Below are 17,632 nucleotides of genomic sequence, written 5' to 3' on the forward strand. Positions count from 1 at the left end.
AAGTCACGAGGGACACTCAGCATCATGTCAAACTCCGCAACAGCCGCGCGGCGCAGCGCCATCTATCTGCTGGATCAGATGTTGGGTGAGGGCCGGTTGTTGCCAGAATGCCTTGCAGCCGGAGCGTTGGACCGCCTTGCGCCGGAAGATCGCGCGCGCGCTCAACGATTGACTGTTGAAACCCTGCGCGGGCTTGAGCGTGCCGACCGGCTGCTGGCCGATCATCTGCGGCAAACACCGGCGCTGACCGTGCACAACGCACTGCGGCTTGGCACGGTTGAGCTGTGTCAGGGTGAAGCTGCCCATGGGGTGGTCAATTCGATGGTCGAGATCGTTGGCCGCTCGCGCAAGCACGGGCGGTTGAAGGGGCTGGTAAACGCGGTTCTGCGTAAGATTGCCGCCGATGGCCCAGACGCTTGGCCCAAAATGCGCGTGCCTCGCCTGCCCGAGTGGCTGCGTGATCCGCTGATCATGGCATGGGGCGAGGGCGCGGTGAAGGGCATGGAGCAGGCCCATTTCAGCGGCGCGCCTTTGGACGTGACATTGAAACCCGGAGCCGACGCGCCCGGTGGTGAGGTGCTGCCCACTGGCTCGGTCCGGCTGCGGGATGCGGGGCAGGTTTCAACTCTGCCGGGATACGAGGCGGGCGCCTGGTGGGTACAGGATGCGGCCGCGGCCTTACCCGTGCGGGTCCTGGCCCCGAAAGCCGGGGAAAAGGTGCTGGACCTCTGCGCTGCGCCGGGCGGTAAGACGCTGCAACTGGCTGCGGCGGGGGCAGAGGTCACAGCGCTGGATGTTTCCGAGGCGCGGCTGGCGCGGGTGCGTGAGAATCTGAAACGAACAGGCCTCAGGGCCGAAGTGATCACCGGAGATGCGTTGGAACATCAGGGGCAGTACGACGCCATCCTGCTCGACGCGCCCTGTTCGGCAACAGGCACGATTCGCCGCCATCCGGATTTGCCGTTCGCCAAGGACGGCTCGGAATTCGGCGCGCTGATCGAGTTGCAGGCGCAGATGCTGGCCCATGCATGGTCCTTGCTGAAACCCGGCGGGCGGCTGGTCTATTGCACCTGTTCACTGTTGCCCGACGAGGGCGAGGTGCAGATCGAAGAGGCGCTGGACCAGCACCCCGAGATGCAGATCGACCGTGCCGCGCTTGAAGTAGAAGGCGTTGAAACAGGCTGGATCACTGAGGAAGGTGGCCTGCGTTTGCGCCCCGACTACTGGCCCGACAGGGGTGGTATGGACGGGTTCTATATCGCCTGCCTCAACAAATCCGCCTGACGCAACGCTTTTCGATGACTTGACGAACGGACCGGTCTATCGTGTGGTCAAGCGCCCGCAGAGCGCAAGGGGCAGAATCGCAAGCGTCATGTCAAACTCGGACACAATGGCCAATCGCTGGACGCGGTTTCAGAACCGTCTCTACGCGCGCCTGAGTCAAAGGCAAAAACCCGCCGCCGGTTTCGTGGGCCAACCCGAACCGCGCACGGTGGGGTCTTTTGCACGCGGTCGGCAGCTGGTAGCCGGGAACCTGCTGTTCGCCGGGTATCTGGTTGAAGCCGATGATACAGACCTCTGGGATGTGACCGCCCCCAGCACGGATTTCGACGATGAACGCCACGGATTTTCCTGGTTGGATGATCTGGCCGCTGTCGGAGATTATCGCGCGCGTGAAAAAGCGCAGCGTTGGGTATGGGGCTGGGTTGAGGCGCATGGGCGCGGGCACGGTCCCGGCTGGGCCCCGGATCTGACAGGGCGGCGGGTGACGCGCTGGATTAACCATGCGCAATTCCTGTTGCGCGGGATGAATGAGGCGCACAGCAAGCGATTTTTCCGGTCGCTGGCGCAACAGACATGGTTCCTGTCCAAACGCTGGACCTCGGCGACGCCGGGCCTTCCCCGGTTCGAAGCGCTGGGTGGTCTGGTGCAAGCAGGTTTGGCTTTGGACGGGTTGGAGCAGATGGCTGACCCAGCGCTCAAGGCTATGGCCCGTGAATGCGAACGCCAGATTGATGCGGAAGGGGGTATCCTGACCCGCAACCCCGAGGAGCTGCTCGAGGTTTTCACCTTGCTTGCCTGGACCTCGGCGGCGCTCAGCGAGGTGGGCCGGGGGACGCCTGTTGCCCAGACCGGGGCGATCCGGCGGATCGCCCCGACTTTGCGTAATCTGCGTCATGCAGATGGTGCACTGGCGCGATTCCACGGCGGCGGGCGCGGGCTTGAGGGGCGGTTGGATCAGGCGCTGGCGCAGAGCGGGGTGAAACCTCAGGAGCATTCAGACCTTTCGATGGGCTTTGCCAGGTTGGCAGCGTCGCGGACGACGGTGCTGGTCGATGCCAGTGCGCCGCCAAAAGGGGCTGCATCATACAATGCCCATGCTTCGACCCTTGCGTTTGAACTGACCTCGGGCCGTCGCCCCCTGATCGTGAATTGCGGCTCGGGCGGCAGCTTCGGGCAGGACTGGCGCCGGGCGGGGCGGGCCACGCCCTCGCACTCGACGCTATGCGTGGACGGATATTCCAGCGCCCGTCTTGCCGCGCCGGTGAAAGGCGCGGCGCATGAGGCGCTGGTCGATTGTCCTCAGGACGTGCCGGTGGATTTCGAAGACGCCTTCGAGGGTACCCGTTTCATGGCCGGTCATGACGGTTATGCCAAGGTTTTCGGCCTGACCCATGCCCGAACCCTTGAGTTGCGCTTTGACGGGCGCGAGCTGGCGGGCGAGGATATTCTGCTGACGGCAACCGACAAGGCCAAGCGGCAGTTCGACAGGGCGATGGATGCCGCCAACCTCAAGGGGATCGCGTTTGACATCCGCTTTCACCTGCATCCCGACGTCGATGCAGCGCTGGATCTGGGCGGCGCGGCGGTCTCGATGGCGCTCAAAAGCGGTGAGATCTGGGTTTTCCGTCATGACAACATCGGAAAGTTGTCAGTTGAACCAAGCGTTTATCTGGAAAAAGGCCGTTTGAAGCCGCGCGCGACAAAACAGATCGTTCTATCTGGCCGCGCAATGGAGTATGCGACGCGCATCCGGTGGACGCTCAGCAAGGCTCAGGATACAGCCTATGCCGTGCGGGACACGCACCGGGACGAGCCCGTATTCGACTGACGCCAAAAGGACCTTTGGACCCATGACCGATCTTCACCCCGTGCGCCGCGCTTTGCTTTCCGTTTCCGACAAGACCGGGCTGATCGAGCTGGGCAAGGCACTGGCCGAACGCGGGGTTGAATTGCTGTCGACCGGCGGTACAGCGAAGGCACTGCGTGAGGCTGGCCTTGAGGTGAAAGATGTCAGCGAGGTCACCGGCTTTCCCGAGATGATGGATGGACGGGTCAAGACTCTGCACCCGATGGTGCATGGCGGGCTGCTGGCACTGCGGAACAATGACACCCATGTAGCGGCGATGGAGCAACACGGCATTGGTGCGATCGATCTGCTGGTCGTGAACCTCTATCCCTTCGAGGCGACCGTTGCCAAAGGCGCAGGCTATGACGAGTGCATCGAGAACATCGATATCGGCGGTCCAGCGATGATCCGGGCGGCATCCAAGAACCATGCCTTTGTGAACGTGGTTGTGGATGTCGAAGATTACTCATCGCTGCTGGATCAACTCGAAGAAAACTACGGCAAGACCTCGCTGGGTTTTCGGCAGTGGCTGGCTCAAAAGGCTTATGCACGTACTGCCGCCTATGACACTGCCGTGTCGAACTGGATGGCTGACGCGTTGCAGCTAGAGGCCCCGAAACGCCGCGCCTTTGCTGGCGAGCTGAAACAGACCCTGCGCTATGGCGAGAACAGCCATCAGCAGGCGGCATTCTATACCGATGGTTCGGGCCGTCCCGGCGTGGCAACAGCCGTGCAGCATCAGGGCAAGGAACTGAGCTACAACAACATCAACGACACCGACGCTGCCTTCGAGCTGGTGGCTGAATTCGACCCCGCCGACGGCGCGGCCTGTGCCATCATCAAACATGCCAACCCTTGCGGCGTAGCCAAGGGTGCAACCCTGCTGGAAGCCTACAAAGCCGCGTTCGACTGCGACCGCACCTCAGCTTTTGGTGGCATCGTGGCGCTGAACCAGCCCTTGGACACAGAAACTGCGCAAGAGATCACCGGCATTTTTACCGAGGTTGTCATCGCTCCGGGCGCATCGGACGAGGCCAAGGCGATCTTTGCCGCCAAGAAGAACCTGCGTCTGCTCACCACCGAAGCGCTGCCCGATGTGACCGCCGGTGGCAAAACCGTGCGACAGGTGGCGGGCGGCTTGCTGGTGCAGGACAAGGACAACGGCTTTGTCGGCATGGATGACCTGAAGGTCGTCACCAAGAAGGCCCCGACTGATGAACAGATGCGCGATCTTCTGTTCGCGTGGAAAGTGGCAAAACATGTCAAATCCAACGCCATCGTTTACGTCAAAGATGGCGCGACCGTGGGCGTCGGCGCGGGCCAGATGAGCCGCGTCGATTCGGCCCTGATTGCGGCCAAAAAGGCCGAGCGCATGGCCGAAGCACTGGACCTGCCGCAACCGTTGACCATCGGCTCGGCCGTGGCGTCAGATGCGTTCTTCCCCTTCCCCGATGGTCTGATGGAAGCGGCGCAAGCCGGGGCCACGTGCGTTATCCAGCCCGGCGGTTCGATGCGTGATGACGAAGTGATCGCGGCAGCGGATGAGGCTGGTCTGGCGATGGTCTTCACCGGCATGCGTCATTTCCGTCACTGATGCGAAATGCGCTCCTCCTCTGGGCTGGTCTGGCCGCGTTTCTGATCGACCAGATCAGCAAGTATCTGGTTGTTCATGTGATGCGCGTGGCCGAACATCCCAATGGCATCGACATTCTGCCACCGCTTGTCGTGTTCAAATACGGCGAGAATCGCGGCATCAATTTTGGCCTGTTTCAAGGCAACAGCGATGCCGCGCGCTGGGTGCTGATCGGCATTTCGCTGGTGATCTGCGTCGGCGTCCTCATCTGGCTGGCGCGCGCGACCCCCACCAAATTTATGCTGTTCTGCGGAGGCCTGTTGATCGGCGGCGCGCTGGGAAATGTCGTGGACCGAGTGCTTTATGGCTATGTTCTGGATTTTCTGAACATGTCCTGCTGCGGCATCAACAATCCGTTTGTTTTCAATCTGGCTGATGTGTTCATATTTGCGGGAGCTTTGGGCCTGGTGCTGTTTGATAGCAAAAAGCCCTCGTGACGCGCTTTGCGATATGCGATAAAAGCCCCTGAAACTGGCTGGAGATACCGATGCGACTGCCGCGCGCCATTCTTGTCCTGACACTCGCCGCTTCGGTTGCGGGCTGTGCCGATATTGGTCTGCGCAACCTTCGGGCCCCGGGGCAGGGACCGGATGAATTTGCGGTGCTGCCGGTCAAGCCGCTGACCCAGCCAAAGGACTATGCGTTCCTGCCTGCCCCGACGCCGGGCAGCGGCAACCTCACCGATCCCAACCCCACGGCGGATGCAGTTGTGGCGCTGGGTGGAAGTGAGGCTGCACTGAACCCGAACGCTGGCATCCCGTCGGGTGATGCGGCACTGGTGACGGCATCAAGCCGATATGGCGTGCCGGCAAACACCCGTCAGGTAATTGCCGAAGAAGATGCCGAGTTCCGCCGGAAGAAGCAGCGCCTGACGCGTATTCGCCTGTTCCCGGTGGACCGCTACGCGCAAGCCTACCGGCGTGAGGCGATTGACGCGAACGACGTGAACGAAGCGGCGCGCAGCCGTGGGCTTGAGACTCCGTCCGCACCGCCGCAGTGATGAATTCTTCTTAACTTTCTGTCATTGGCCTTGAACCCGCGCACCACCACCGTAGTTTGATTGTCATCAAACGAAACGGAGGACGCCCCATGGTTCGGGCCCTGGCACTGTCGGCAGCCCTGATCGCTGCAACCCCTCTTTGGGCGCAAGAGGGGCAAGAGGCGGTCACAACTTTTACGCTTGATAACGGCATGGATGTCGTGGTGATCGAAGATCGCCGTGCGCCGGTCGTGCAGCATATGGTCTGGTATCGGGCCGGATCGGCGGATGAGCCCATCGGTTCATCAGGTGTGGCGCATTTTCTTGAGCATCTGCTGTTCAAGGGAACCGACACGCTGGCTCCGGGAGAGTTTTCGGCCACCGTTGCTGCCAATGGCGGCAATGACAATGCCTTCACCTCTTATGACTACACCGCCTATTTTCAGCGCGTTGCCGCCGACCGGCTGGAACTGATGATGCGGATGGAATCAGATCGGATGCGCAACATTCGTCTGACTGAAAACGATATTGTCACTGAACGCGATGTGATCCTGGAAGAGCGTAATCAGCGCACGGAAAACAGCCCCCGCGCACTGTTCGGCGAGCAGATGAATGCGGCGCAGTATCTCAACCATCGGTATGGCGTGCCCATTATCGGCTGGCGTCACGAGATGGAGACGCTGGATATGGATGACGCTCTGTCCTTCTATCAAACCCATTACGCGCCCAATAATGCCATTCTGGTCGTCACGGGCGATGTCGACCCCGATGAGGTCAGAACGCTGGCAGATCAGTATTATGGCGTGATCCCTGCCAATTCAGATCTGCCAGAACGCATCCGCTCGCAAGAGCCACCCCAGACGGCCGAACGTCGTCTGACCTTCAAGGATGCCCGCGTTGCGCAACCCTATGTCCAACGCAGCTATCTTGCGCCGGAACGGGATGCGGGTGCGCAGGAGAAGGCTGCTGCGCTATTCCTGCTGGCCGAATTGCTTGGCGGTAGCACGACGTCTTACCTGAACGAAAAACTGCAGTTTGAGCAGCAGAAGGTTGTTTATGCCGGCGCGTTCTATCGTGGCGTTTCGCTGGATGACACCACGTTTGACCTGCTGGTGGTGCCCGCCGAAGGCGTCTCATTGCAGGAGGCGGAAGATGCAATGGATCAGACCGTTGCCGATTTCATTGCCGAAGGTGTCAACGAAGACGACCTTGACCGGATCAAGATGCAGCTGCGCGCATCGCAAATCTACGCGCGCGACAATGTGGACGCCATCGGCAACCGCTATGGCCGGGCGCTGACCAGTGGTCTGACAGTCGAGGACGTGCAGGCCTGGCCCGATATCCTTCAGGCTGTCACCGGGGACGAGATCATCGCAGCAGCACGCGAGGTGCTGCAGTTGGAAACCTCGGTCACCGGCTGGCTGATGCGCGACGATGAGGTGACCCAATGAAACGGATTTTCGCGACGCTGATCGCATTTGTCGTTGCCCTGCCTGCCTGGGCCGAGATCAATATCCAAGAGGTTACCTCTCCCGCCGGGATCAAGGCCTGGCTGGTCGAGGATCACTCGATCCCCTTCACGGCGCTGGAGCTGCGTTTTCGGGGTGGGACATCGCTGGATGACGCCGACAAGCGAGGCGCTGTCTATCTGATGAGCGGCCTGATCGAGGAGGGTGCCGGAGATATGGACGCCCGGACCTACGCCCGCGAGCTAGAGTCACTGGCGGCCTCGTTCACGTATCGCGCGACGGATGATACCGTTTCGATCTCAGCACGGTTCCTGACCGAGAACCGCGATGAGGTGGTTGATCTGTTGCGCACCACCCTGCACGAACCTCGGTTTGATCAGGACGCAATCGACCGGGTGCGCGCCCAGGTGATTTCGGGGCTTAAATCGGATCAGACCGACCCGAACGACATAGCCGGGCGCAGCTTCGCCCAGATGGCCTACGGTGATCACCCCTATGCCACGGATGGCAAGGGGACGATCGAATCCGTCTCGGCCCTGTCGCGTGAGGATATCGTGTCCGCCTATGACAATGTATTTGTCAGGGATCGTCTCTATGTCGGAGCCGTTGGTGACATCACAGCCGAAGAGTTGGGTGCACTGCTGGACACCCTGCTTGCGGATTTTCCGGCGACCGGCAAACCGATTCCGGACCGGGCTGAGGTGAATATCCCCGGTGGAATCAGCGTGGTGGATTTTGATACCCCGCAGTCTGTCGCCTTGTTTGGCCATGCGGGGATCGACCGCGATGATCCGGATTTCTTCGCCGCCTTCGTTCTAAACCACATCCTTGGAGGTGGCGGGTTTGAGAGCCGCCTGATGCAGGAAGTGCGCGAAAAACGTGGCCTGACCTATGGCATCTCGACCTTCCTTGTGCCCAAGGATCTGGCCTCGGTCTATCTGGGGTCGGTATCGTCGGCCAATGATCGCATCGCAGATGCGGTGGAGGTGATCCGCGATGAATGGGCCCGTGCGGCGACCGAGGGGGTAACCCAGAAGGAACTGGATGACGCCAAGACCTATCTGACCGGAGCCTACCCGCTGCGTTTCGATGGCAATGGCCAGATCGCCGGGATCATGGTCGGGATGCAGATGGAAGAGCTCCCTATCGACTACATCGCCACCCGCAATGACAAGGTAAACGCAGTGACACTGGAAGAGGTCAACCGCGTCGCCTCTGAACTGCTGGACCCAGAGGGTCTGCACTTCACCATTGTGGGCAAGCCGGTGGGTCTGGATGGTTGACGCCTAGGCCGCAACTGCGGTGGTGCGCGCTTTGACCGTGTGATTGTTACTGCTTAGCAGCTTCTGGCGCGCATGCCGGAAATGCGCGGCCTTGAGCGCGTCGTCGATCTGGCGATTGCGCCGCAGCAGACGGGCAAGGCGCTGGCTGTCGAAAACCAGACAGGTGGTCGGTTCGGCTGCGCGCACCGTTGCGGTTGCAGGCACTCCGATGCCAAAGGTCAGCTCTCCGAGAATCTGGTCGGGGCCGCATTGGTTGATGACCTGACCAGTCTTGAGGATGGTGGTGCGGCCCGACAGTACATAAGCCAGATAGTCGCTGGTGATGCCTTCTTCGATTACCGTTTCGCCGGGTTCAAACGTGACCAGATTGGCCGTGTTCAACAGCCTGCGTGCATGATGCGGCTTCAGCGTCTCAAGATAGTTCTCGACGAATTGCCGTTCGGGTTTGGAGAACCGCACAAGGTGATGCGAGAGATATCCGCGTACCAGGCCCATGACCGAGATCAGGATATAGGCCATCTGGATGATCGAACCCGCGAGGTTGAATTCTTCGGCCATGCTGATCAGCACGCAGCTGGCAGCTACAATCACCAGCACCGGGTACAGAACACCGCTGCCCCGCACGATCCCCATTTGCAGAAGGAAATAGTTCAGGATGTATAGCCCTGCGCCCAGTACACCGATCATCACGATGATTTGCGCTGTTTCCGGGGTGCCAAAAGGCAATGTCAGCATGTCTTGGCCCATCCTTACATTGTGATGGGCAGGACTCTGCGTAATTGGTCACATGCTGTATATGAACAATTTCACAGGCTAATTTGTTTTATGTCTGTGCCTTAGCCCGTGCGCGCAGCATTTCTCCCATCATCTGGCCGAATTTGCCGGAGCCACGTTGATAAAGCGCTCCGTCAACGGCCAGAACCGTCCCGCTGATATAGCTGGCAAGGTCCGAGCTGAGGAATAGGCAAGCGTTGGCGACGTCCTGCGGCTGACCCCAACGTCCCAACGGCACGTCGCGGCGCAGCGCTTCACCGGCATCCGGGGTCGGAGCCAGACGTTTCGCGCCCTCGGTCCCTTCAATGAACCCGGGCACGACCGAGTTCACGCGGATCCCTTCGACCCCCCATTCCATCGAGAGCGTCCGGGTGATCTGGTCCACGCCCGCCTTCGCCGCGCAAACATGCGCTTGCCCCTCGTAGGGAAGATAGGATTGCGGGGCCGAGATGTTGATGATGCTCGCACCGGGGCGTTTGAGGTAAGGATACGCCCCTTTCATCACATGGATTGTGCCCATCAGATCGATATCGATCACCGTCTTGAACGCGTTGACCGACATCTCAGCTGCCAGTGCCGGAAAGTTTCCGGCTGCGCCTGAAACCAATACATCGAAGTCTCCGAACGTCTCATGGAACTGCTTCAGACCCGCTGCCACAGCATCAGGATCACGCACGTCGAACGCCGCTCCGATGGCGTCTTGCGCGCCCGCCGCCTTTAACGCTGCAACGGTATCATCCACCTTCTCCTGCGACCGGCTGGCCACAGCCAGTTTGGCACCCGAGGCCGCAAAAGCCTCGGCAATGCCCCGGTTGATACCGCTGGTGCCGCCAATGACGATGACGGTTTGTCCTGAAAAATCCATACGGGCCTCCCTGATGCGGGGGCCCTACTCGCCGTAGGGCACCCAGATGTTTTTAACTTCGGTCGCAGCCTGCAGGAAGCGGCGTGAATGGTCCACGCTCCAGTCAAATGCCGTCGCGTTATTCACCCAGGTCCGTTTCAGGTTTCCGGCCGAGACGACCTCGATCTCTTTCGACAAATCAGCGGACGAGAATGACCAGACAGCATCGACGTTCAGATGCGAGGCCAGCGGTTTGGCCAGTTCCGCATGACTGCCGGTCAGGATGTTGACCACGCCTGCGGGGACATCGGAGGTTTCAAGGATCTGGTAGAAGTCGGTCGCTGCCAGTGGATAAGGCTCGGATGCGGCCAATACCACTCGATTGCCCATCGCAATCGCCGGAGCCATGGCCGAGATCAGACCCAGCAAAGGCGCCTCGTCCGCACAGAGCGCACCGATCACGCCAACCGGTTCCTTCATAGCAATCGCAACGCCCCGGATCGGAACGCCATGCACCTGACCGTCATATTTGTCTGCCCACGCGGCGGCGGTAAACAGGCGCTGGATTGAGGCGTCGACCTCTTTTGCGCCATCCTTCTTACCGGTCATCGCATCAATGCGTACGGCGAATTCATCGGCTCGGGCTGAGAGGTTCTCGCCAATATAATACAAGATCTGCGCCCGCAGGTGACCGGTGGTCTTGGACCAGCCTTTGGCGCCCGCCGCAGCCTCAACCGCGTTACGAACGTCTTTGCGGTTGGCAAGGCCTACATGGCCCAGTAGGCCAGACTTGCCCCAGATGGGTTTCGAATACCCACCGTCGGGTCGCGCCTGCTTGCCGCCGACATACATCTTTGCCGTGCGATCGATGGGGTCGACCGGGGCACCTTCGCCCATCGCGGCCTCGACCTTCGCCAGCGGCTTGGCCTTGCCCTTGGGCTTGGTATAGGCGGTCAGCCCTTCCCAGCCGCCTTCACGGCCAAAACCGCTCTCACGCACACCGCCGAACCCAGCGGCAGCGTCGAACAGGTTGGTGGCATTCACCCAGACCACGCCGGCAACCAGCTTGGGCGCGATGTCCAGCGCGAGGTTCACGTTCTCAGTCCAGACCGTTGCTGCCAGCCCGTAGCGGGTGTTGTTGGCCAGCTCGACCGCTTCTTCCGGCGTGCGGAAGGTGGACGACACCAGCACCGGGCCGAAGATTTCCTCCTGCATCAGCGGGTCGGAGGTTTCGAGGCCTGAGATCAGCGTCGGCGGGTAGTAGCAGCCGTTTGCGGGCAGCTCACATGCCGCCTGATGCACGTGACCCACCGTGTTGCTTTCGACCATGCCCTTGATGGTCTGTAGCTGGACAGGGTCAACAACCGCACCCACGTCGATGCATTTGTCCAGCGGATCGCCAATGCGCAGCGTGTCCATGCGCGCGCGTAGTTTCGCGTGGAACCGGTCGGCGATGCCTTCCTGCACCAGCAGGCGCGAGCCCGCGCAGCAGACCTGACCCTGATTGAACCAAATCGCGTCGACCAGTCCTTCGATCGCTGAATCAATGTCGGCGTCGTCGAACACGACATAAGCGGACTTGCCGCCCAGTTCCAAAGTCAGTTCTTTGCCCGAACCTGCGGTCGCCTCGCGGATGCGACGCCCGACAACAGTCGAGCCGGTGAAGGCGATTTTGTCCACATCCGCATTCACGATCATCTCGCCCACCGCGCCGTCTCCGGTGACGATGTTGACCACGCCCTTCGGCAATCCGGCCTGCGTGCAGATATCGGCAAACAGCAGCGCGGTCAGCGAGGTATATTCGGCCGGTTTCAGAACCACCGTATTCCCCATCGCCAGCGCCGGAGCGATCTTCCACGCCAGCATCAGCAGCGGGAAGTTCCATGGAATGATCTGCCCGCAAACCCCCAGCGCTTGAGCGTCGGGCAGTTCGCTCTCCATCAATTGGGCCATGCCTGCGTGGTAATAGAAGTGCCGCTGCGCCAGCGGGATGTCGATGTCGCGCGATTCACGGATCGGCTTGCCGTTGTCCATGCTCTCCAACACAGCAAACAGACGCGAGTGTTTCTGCAGCAGGCGTGCAATCGCGTAGAGATAACGTGCACGCCCCGCGCCGCCCAGCTTCTCCCATTTGGGTTGCGCCTTGCGCGCGGCGGCAACGGCAGCGTCCACGTCGGCCTGTTTCGCCTGTGTCAGCTTGGCCAGCACCTCTCCGGTCGCCGGGTTGCGGCTGTCGAATCCCTTGCCAGGTTTGGTGAAGGCACCGTCGATATAGTGTCCGAACTTGTCGCCCTGATCGACCAGCCAGGCCAACGCCTCGGCAGCGCTTTCGGGAGCGGGGCCGTAGTCCATGGTTTCGAAAATCTCTTTGACTGTCATTGTTTTCGTCCTCAGCCCATCGAGTGCCTGTAACCGGCGGAATAAGCGCCCGTCACGAAGTGTTCCAACTGCCGCTCGATATCGCCCAGCAGCGACGATGCGCCAAATCGGAACAGATCGGGTTCCAGCCAGCGGTCGCCTAGCTCGTCTTTGATCAGCGACAAGTACACCAGCGCGTCCTTAGCTTTGGAAATCCCGCCTGCAGGCTTGTAGCCAACGCGATATCCCGTGCGGTCGTAATAATCGCGGATCGCGCGGATCATCACCAGTGACACCGGCAAAGTGGCGTTGACGCTCTCTTTCCCGGTCGAGGTCTTGATGAAATCAGCCCCGGCCATCATGCAGACCAGCGAAGCACGCGCAACATTACGCAGGCTGCCCAGTTCTCCGGTGGCGAGGATGGCTTTGACATGGGCATCACCACAGGCCACGCGGAAGGCCTTCATCTCGTCATACAGCGCCTGCCAGTCGCCAGAGAGTACGTGACGGCGAGAGATCACGATGTCGATCTCATCCGCGCCCGCCTTCACACTTTCTTCGATCTCGGCCACGCGCAGATGAAAGGGCGACAAGCCTGCTGGAAAGCCGGTCGATACAGCGGCCACGGGGATCCCTGTGCCTTTCAATGCATCCACCGCTGTTTCGATCATGTCGTGATAAACACAAACCGCGCCGGTGGTGATCAGCGGCATACCCATCGCCTGCAACAATGCGGGCGCAACAGGCTGGCGCGCCTTGGCGCAGAGACGGCGCACGCGGCCCACGGTGTCGTCACCGGCCAGCGTGGTCAGGTCGATCATCGTGATCGCTTTCAGCAGCCATGCCGCCTGATAATCTTTTTTCACTGACCGCCGACCGGGCAGCGTCGCCGCGCGGCGTTCGATCGCCGAGGTGTTGGCCTGCACGGCCCGCACCCAGTCCAGGTCGAGGTCCATACCTGGGTTCCGGGGCTCGGTCACTTGTGGCAGATGCGCGGTGCGCACGGGGCTCTGAGTGCTCTGCGTTTCCATCATCGCGTCCTTTGGGAGGTTTGCGCCAAAATCGCACGGGTTGGCCGCAATTGAAAGGTGCAGCGCGGTACAGATATGCAAAAATTTGACCATTTGGACAAATTATGGCACATTTTCTTGCGAGTAATTCTCAATAGCATTGACTTAGTTGCGAATGGTTCGCATATTCATTCTCAAGTGAACATTCAGTGGGGATCGAACATGATTCGTCGCAGCTTTCTTGCGGCCCTGACATTTGCCGCAACATTGCCCCTCGCAGCCTGGGCCGAGGCACCGCTCAAGGTGGTTGCGACCACGGGTATGATTGCGGATGCGGTGCGTCAGGTCGGCGGCGATCAGGTTGAGGTCAAAGGCCTGATGGGTCCCGGCGTCGATCCGCATGCCTATCGCCAGACCCGGACCGATATCGTGGCGATGACCCGTGCCGATCTGGTGCTCTGGCATGGTCTCTATCTTGAGGCCCAGATGGAAGAGTTCTTTCACGATCTAAGCCGCAAGCGTACCGTCATGGCGGTGGCAGAAGGGATCGATGCATCCAAGCTGCGGGCGCATGATGATTATGCCGACAAATACGACCCGCATGTCTGGATGACCCCGGAGTTGTGGCGTGATGTGATTGCCGAAGTGCAATCCGCATTGACCGACGCCCGCCCTGAGGCTGCCGAGGTTTTTGCTGCAAATGCGCTGGTTCATCTGGCCGATATTGACCGGCTAACCGCCTATGCCAATGACGCATTGGGCTCGGTGCCCGAACGCAACAAGGTGCTGGTCACGGCACATGATGCTTTTGGCTATTTCGGCGAGAGCTTCGGGTTCGAGGTTCTGGGCATTCAGGGCATCTCGACCCAGTCCGAGGCCGGTTTGAACCGGATCGGTGAGCTTGTTGACCTGCTTGTCGACCGTCAGATCGCCGCCGTTTTTGTCGAAAGTTCGGTCTCTGACCGTTCGATCCGGGCGTTGATCGAAGGTGCCGCGGCCAAAGGGCACAAGGTCACGGTCGGGGGCGAGCTGTACTCGGACGCCATGGGCGAACCTGGCACTTACGAGGGTACCTATTTGGGCATGCTTGATCACAACATCACCGTGATTGCCGCAGCGCTGGGCGGAGATGTGCCAGGTCGCGGTATGGATGGAAAACTGTCGGCGGGGTTTTGAATAATGCTGGAGCTTGCTTCCGTTCAGGGTGTCTCGGTCGAAGATCGGGGGATTGACGACAGCCCTCTAGCCATTCGCGGGCTGACGGTTTCCTATGGTCAGAAGCCAGCTGTGTTTTCGGTGGACATGACCGTGCAGCCTGGCGCGATGACTGCAATCATCGGTCCGAACGGTGCTGGCAAGTCGACGATGCTGAAAGCTGCCCTGGGCATTGTTCCGACCCTGTCCGGGCAGGTGACGGTATATGGCAAGTCGCTCGACGCGCAGCGTGCACGCATTGCTTATGTGCCGCAACGCGCAAGTGTGGACTGGGATTTTCCGACCCGGGTGCTCGACGTTGTGCTTATGGGCCTGTCACGAGAGCTGGGTCTGTTGGGTCGCGTTCGTGCCCGTCACATGGCCTGCGCAATGGATTGTCTGCACCGTGTGGGCATGCGTGACTTTGCTAACCGTCAGATCGGGCAATTGTCCGGTGGTCAACAGCAGAGGGTTTTTCTTGCGCGCGCGTTGGCTCAGGATGCTGATCTGTACCTGTTGGACGAACCTTTCGCAGGCGTTGATGCGGCCACTGAAAAGGCCATCATCGCAGTGCTGAAATCCCTGAAAGAGGCAGGCAAGACGGTCGTCGTCGTGCATCACGATCTGGCCACGGTCACCGACTACTTCGACCATGTGTTCCTGATCAATACCCGTAAAGTGGCCGAGGGCCCGGTGGCCGAGGCCTTTACGCCCGAGACCCTGCAAGCCGCTTACGGGGGCCGTCTGGCCACTGCTCAGATCGATCAGGTCTCGCGTGAGATAGGATAATTCATGCTTTGGGACGCTCTGAGCCTTCAGCTTGGCTATAACGCCACGCTGGTTGCGATTGGTGCGAGTTTGCTGGGCATCTCGGCCGGGGTAACGGGCACCTTTCTGTTTCTGCGCAAACGCGCGCTGGTCAGCGATGCGATCAGCCATGCCACGTTGCCCGGTGTCTGTCTGGCCTTCATGGTGCTTGTGGCGTTTGGCGGTGATGGCCGGAACCTGATCGGATTGCTTGCAGGCTCGGCCGTGTCGGCGTGGATTGGCCTGCTCTGCATGAACTGGCTGACACGCCATACGCGACTGGCCGAAGACGCAGCGATCGGTGCGATCCTGTCGGTGTTCTTCGGTCTGGGTATCGTCCTGTTGACTGTCATCCAGACCATGGGCGTGGGCCGTCAGGCCGGGCTTGAGGGGTTTCTGCTGGGGTCGACTGCGGGAATGCTTTGGGCGGATGCTCTAATCATCGCGGTCGGTGGCGCTCTGACGCTGGCATTGGTGCTGGTTATCAGACGTCCGATGATGATGGTGGCCTTTGATCCCGAATATGCGACGGCGCGTGGGTTGCCCGTGTCCCGGATCGATTTGGCGATGATGGGCCTGGTGATGGCGGTGACGGTTGTGGGGCTGAAAATTGTCGGCCTGATCCTCATCGTGGCCTTGCTGATCATCCCGCCGGTCACGGCCCGGTTCTGGTCGGAACGGTCGGACCGTGTGGTGCTTTTGGCCGGACTTGCCGGAGGGCTGGCGGGCTATATCGGAGCGGCGTTGTCGGCATCAGCCCCGAACCTGCCGACGGGTCCGATCATCGTGCTGGTTAGCTTCGGGTTTTTTGCTCTGTCATTGCTGCTGGCTCCGGTACGTGGCGTATTGGCTGCCGTCCTCCGCCACCTGCGGTTCCAGCGCCGGGTCCACGTGCGGCAGGGGTTGCTTGCATTGGGGCAGGGTCAGAAGATTTATGAGCCTTTGACCTTACGCCTGCTGCGTCGTGCGGGGATCGTGCGGGCCGATGGTGTGGCGACCGAAGCGGGCAAGGCGCGCGCTGCCAAAGCTCTGCGTGATGAGAAACGATGGGAATTCGTCCGCGCCGATCAGGCGCATGAGGCGACGGCCGCGCTTTATGACGGGCTGCGTGATATCGAAACGGTTCTGACCCGCGACCAGATTGCAGAAATCGACCGCCGCATTGGCGGCCCGCAGGGGGTGCCCTCATGAGTGGTGAAGAATTTGTCCCCCTGTCACTGACACCGATGCTGATCGGAACCTTTGCCGCGATTGCTTGCGCGCTGCCCGGCAACTTTCTCGTGCTGCGCAAGCAAGCGCTCATCGGGGATGCAATCAGCCACGTGGTTCTGCCCGGCATCGTTGTGGCGTTCCTGTTGACCGGGGTGATCTCGACCTGGCCGATGATGCTGGGGGCCGCCGGTGCCGCCATTGTCGCGGTCGTCATGATCGAGGCGATCCGACGGCTGGGCCAGATCGAACCCGGTGCCGCCATGGGCGTCGTGTTCACCACCATGTTCGCAGCAGGCGTGCTGCTGCTGGAACAAACCGATACATCGAATGTTCATCTGGACGTCGAACATGCGCTTTACGGAAATCTGGAAAGCCTGATCTGGCTGGACGCGACAGGCTGGTCCTCGTTGTTGGACCCCGTGGCGCTGGCCGGGCTCCCGCATGAGCTTCCGCGTATCGCTTTGACGCTGGTCGGAGTGATCCTGTTTACTTGGCTGTTCTGGCGCCCATTGAAGATTTCCACCTTTGACGAAGGCTTCGCGCGCACCATCGGCATTCGGACTGGCGCGCTTGGCATGGCGTTGGTCATCACGGCTGCCATCGCCGCTGTGGCCGCCTTTGATGCCGTTGGCTCAATCATCGTGATCGCAATGTTCATCTGCCCGCCCGCCGCGGCGCGCATGATGACCAATCGGCTGGAATTTCAGGTCGCATGGAGCGTTGTGTTCGCCACCATCTCCGCCATGGCGGGGTATGTGCTCGCGGGGTATGGTCCGCTCTGGCTAGGGGCCGCGGATGCTGTCAGCGCTGCCGGTATGATTGCGACGGTCTCGGGGCTGATTCTGGCTGTGGCGGCGGTCTTTGGACCGTGCCGAACCCGCTCCGGAGCCCCAAGCACGGCTTGACTTGGCGTATTTGCGCCAGTGCCATCTGCAGAGC

Annotated in this window: 15 protein-coding genes; 11 read left to right on the forward strand and 4 right to left on the reverse strand. The window is 60.7% G+C overall.

What is annotated here, in order from left to right:
- Positions 1-24 precede the first annotated feature (24 nt).
- From ACR0IV_RS17945 to ACR0IV_RS17975, 7 genes are all read left to right on the forward strand, one after another.
- Entirely contained in the window at positions 25-1,284 is a 1,260-nt protein-coding gene (locus ACR0IV_RS17945; RefSeq protein WP_480659900.1) for an RsmB/NOP family class I SAM-dependent RNA methyltransferase, read from the forward strand.
- 88 nt (positions 1,285-1,372) lie between these two features.
- Positions 1,373-3,112 (forward strand): heparinase II/III family protein, encoded by a 1,740-nt coding sequence (locus ACR0IV_RS17950; protein ID WP_480659899.1) that lies wholly within the window; start codon positions 1,373-1,375, stop codon positions 3,110-3,112.
- A gap of 22 nt (positions 3,113-3,134) precedes the next feature.
- Complete coding sequence (gene purH / locus ACR0IV_RS17955; RefSeq protein ID WP_480659898.1) at positions 3,135-4,724, forward strand: bifunctional phosphoribosylaminoimidazolecarboxamide formyltransferase/IMP cyclohydrolase; 1,590 nt, start codon at positions 3,135-3,137, stop codon at positions 4,722-4,724.
- Positions 4,724-5,200 (forward strand): signal peptidase II, encoded by a 477-nt coding sequence (gene lspA / locus ACR0IV_RS17960; RefSeq protein WP_480659897.1) that lies wholly within the window; start codon positions 4,724-4,726, stop codon positions 5,198-5,200. The genes purH and lspA overlap by 1 nt, the downstream gene beginning before the upstream one ends.
- Before the next feature lie 50 nt (positions 5,201-5,250).
- Positions 5,251-5,763, forward strand: a complete 513-nt coding sequence (locus ACR0IV_RS17965; RefSeq protein WP_480659896.1) for a DUF3035 domain-containing protein — start codon at positions 5,251-5,253, stop codon at positions 5,761-5,763.
- Positions 5,764-5,852: 89 nt separating this feature from the next.
- Positions 5,853-7,193 carry a M16 family metallopeptidase gene (locus ACR0IV_RS17970; RefSeq protein WP_480659895.1) on the forward strand — a complete coding sequence of 447 codons (1,341 nt, stop codon included), beginning with the start codon at positions 5,853-5,855 and terminating at the stop codon, positions 7,191-7,193.
- Positions 7,190-8,494, forward strand: coding sequence for a M16 family metallopeptidase (locus tag ACR0IV_RS17975; protein ID WP_480659893.1), 1,305 nt, complete (start codon positions 7,190-7,192; stop codon positions 8,492-8,494). The genes ACR0IV_RS17970 and ACR0IV_RS17975 overlap by 4 nt, the downstream gene beginning before the upstream one ends.
- Positions 8,495-8,497: 3 nt before the next feature.
- On the opposite strand, the gene ACR0IV_RS17980 is transcribed toward ACR0IV_RS17975, so the two are convergent.
- The 4 genes from ACR0IV_RS17980 to deoC form a co-directional block, all read right to left on the reverse strand.
- Positions 8,498-9,229 (reverse strand): Crp/Fnr family transcriptional regulator, encoded by a 732-nt coding sequence (locus tag ACR0IV_RS17980; RefSeq protein ID WP_480659892.1) that lies wholly within the window; start codon positions 9,227-9,229, stop codon positions 8,498-8,500.
- Positions 9,230-9,317: 88 nt separating this feature from the next.
- A complete protein-coding gene (locus ACR0IV_RS17985; RefSeq protein WP_480659891.1) occupies positions 9,318-10,133 on the reverse strand; it encodes an SDR family oxidoreductase in 816 nt (271 codons plus the stop codon).
- 24 nt (positions 10,134-10,157) lie between these two features.
- Positions 10,158-12,491 carry an aldehyde dehydrogenase family protein gene (locus ACR0IV_RS17990; protein WP_480659889.1) on the reverse strand — a complete coding sequence of 778 codons (2,334 nt, stop codon included), beginning with the start codon at positions 12,489-12,491 and terminating at the stop codon, positions 10,158-10,160.
- Positions 12,492-12,502: 11 nt separating this feature from the next.
- Complete coding sequence (gene deoC / locus ACR0IV_RS17995; RefSeq protein ID WP_480659998.1) at positions 12,503-13,501, reverse strand: deoxyribose-phosphate aldolase; 999 nt, start codon at positions 13,499-13,501, stop codon at positions 12,503-12,505.
- 201 nt (positions 13,502-13,702) lie between these two features.
- On the opposite strand from deoC, the gene ACR0IV_RS18000 reads away from it, so the two are divergent.
- From ACR0IV_RS18000 to ACR0IV_RS18015, 4 genes are read left to right on the forward strand one after another with little or no spacing between them, the layout of a single operon-like run.
- Positions 13,703-14,656 (forward strand): metal ABC transporter solute-binding protein, Zn/Mn family, encoded by a 954-nt coding sequence (locus ACR0IV_RS18000; protein WP_480659888.1) that lies wholly within the window; start codon positions 13,703-13,705, stop codon positions 14,654-14,656.
- 3 nt (positions 14,657-14,659) lie between these two features.
- Complete coding sequence (locus tag ACR0IV_RS18005; RefSeq protein ID WP_480659886.1) at positions 14,660-15,463, forward strand: metal ABC transporter ATP-binding protein; 804 nt, start codon at positions 14,660-14,662, stop codon at positions 15,461-15,463.
- Between the two features lie 3 nt (positions 15,464-15,466).
- The gene (locus ACR0IV_RS18010) at positions 15,467-16,672 is read left to right on the forward strand and encodes a metal ABC transporter permease (RefSeq protein ID WP_480659885.1); all 1,206 of its coding nucleotides are present in this window, start codon (positions 15,467-15,469) and stop codon (positions 16,670-16,672) included.
- Positions 16,669-17,598, forward strand: coding sequence for a metal ABC transporter permease (locus tag ACR0IV_RS18015; RefSeq protein WP_480471633.1), 930 nt, complete (start codon positions 16,669-16,671; stop codon positions 17,596-17,598). Before ACR0IV_RS18010 ends, ACR0IV_RS18015 begins: the two co-directional genes overlap by 4 nt.
- Positions 17,599-17,632 lie beyond the last annotated feature (34 nt).

It is taken from the genome of Ruegeria sp. C2, assembly GCF_056537765.1.

Coding starts and splice junctions, on each gene's coding strand:
- ACR0IV_RS17975 (WP_480659893.1), top strand. CDS start 7,190: ATGAAACGGATTTTCGCGACGCTGATCGCATTTGTCGTTGCCCTGCCT.
- ACR0IV_RS18005 (WP_480659886.1), top strand. CDS start 14,660: ATGCTGGAGCTTGCTTCCGTTCAGGGTGTCTCGGTCGAAGATCGGGGG.
- ACR0IV_RS17950 (WP_480659899.1), top strand. CDS start 1,373: ATGTCAAACTCGGACACAATGGCCAATCGCTGGACGCGGTTTCAGAAC.
- ACR0IV_RS18010 (WP_480659885.1), top strand. CDS start 15,467: ATGCTTTGGGACGCTCTGAGCCTTCAGCTTGGCTATAACGCCACGCTG.
- ACR0IV_RS18015 (WP_480471633.1), top strand. CDS start 16,669: ATGAGTGGTGAAGAATTTGTCCCCCTGTCACTGACACCGATGCTGATC.
- ACR0IV_RS18000 (WP_480659888.1), top strand. CDS start 13,703: ATGATTCGTCGCAGCTTTCTTGCGGCCCTGACATTTGCCGCAACATTG.
- ACR0IV_RS17985 (WP_480659891.1), bottom strand. CDS start 10,133: ATGGATTTTTCAGGACAAACCGTCATCGTCATTGGCGGCACCAGCGGT.
- ACR0IV_RS17980 (WP_480659892.1), bottom strand. CDS start 9,229: ATGCTGACATTGCCTTTTGGCACCCCGGAAACAGCGCAAATCATCGTG.
- ACR0IV_RS17990 (WP_480659889.1), bottom strand. CDS start 12,491: ATGACAGTCAAAGAGATTTTCGAAACCATGGACTACGGCCCCGCTCCC.
- purH (WP_480659898.1), top strand. CDS start 3,135: ATGACCGATCTTCACCCCGTGCGCCGCGCTTTGCTTTCCGTTTCCGAC.
- lspA (WP_480659897.1), top strand. CDS start 4,724: ATGCGAAATGCGCTCCTCCTCTGGGCTGGTCTGGCCGCGTTTCTGATC.
- ACR0IV_RS17945 (WP_480659900.1), top strand. CDS start 25: ATGTCAAACTCCGCAACAGCCGCGCGGCGCAGCGCCATCTATCTGCTG.
- ACR0IV_RS17970 (WP_480659895.1), top strand. CDS start 5,853: ATGGTTCGGGCCCTGGCACTGTCGGCAGCCCTGATCGCTGCAACCCCT.
- deoC (WP_480659998.1), bottom strand. CDS start 13,501: ATGGAAACGCAGAGCACTCAGAGCCCCGTGCGCACCGCGCATCTGCCA.
- ACR0IV_RS17965 (WP_480659896.1), top strand. CDS start 5,251: ATGCGACTGCCGCGCGCCATTCTTGTCCTGACACTCGCCGCTTCGGTT.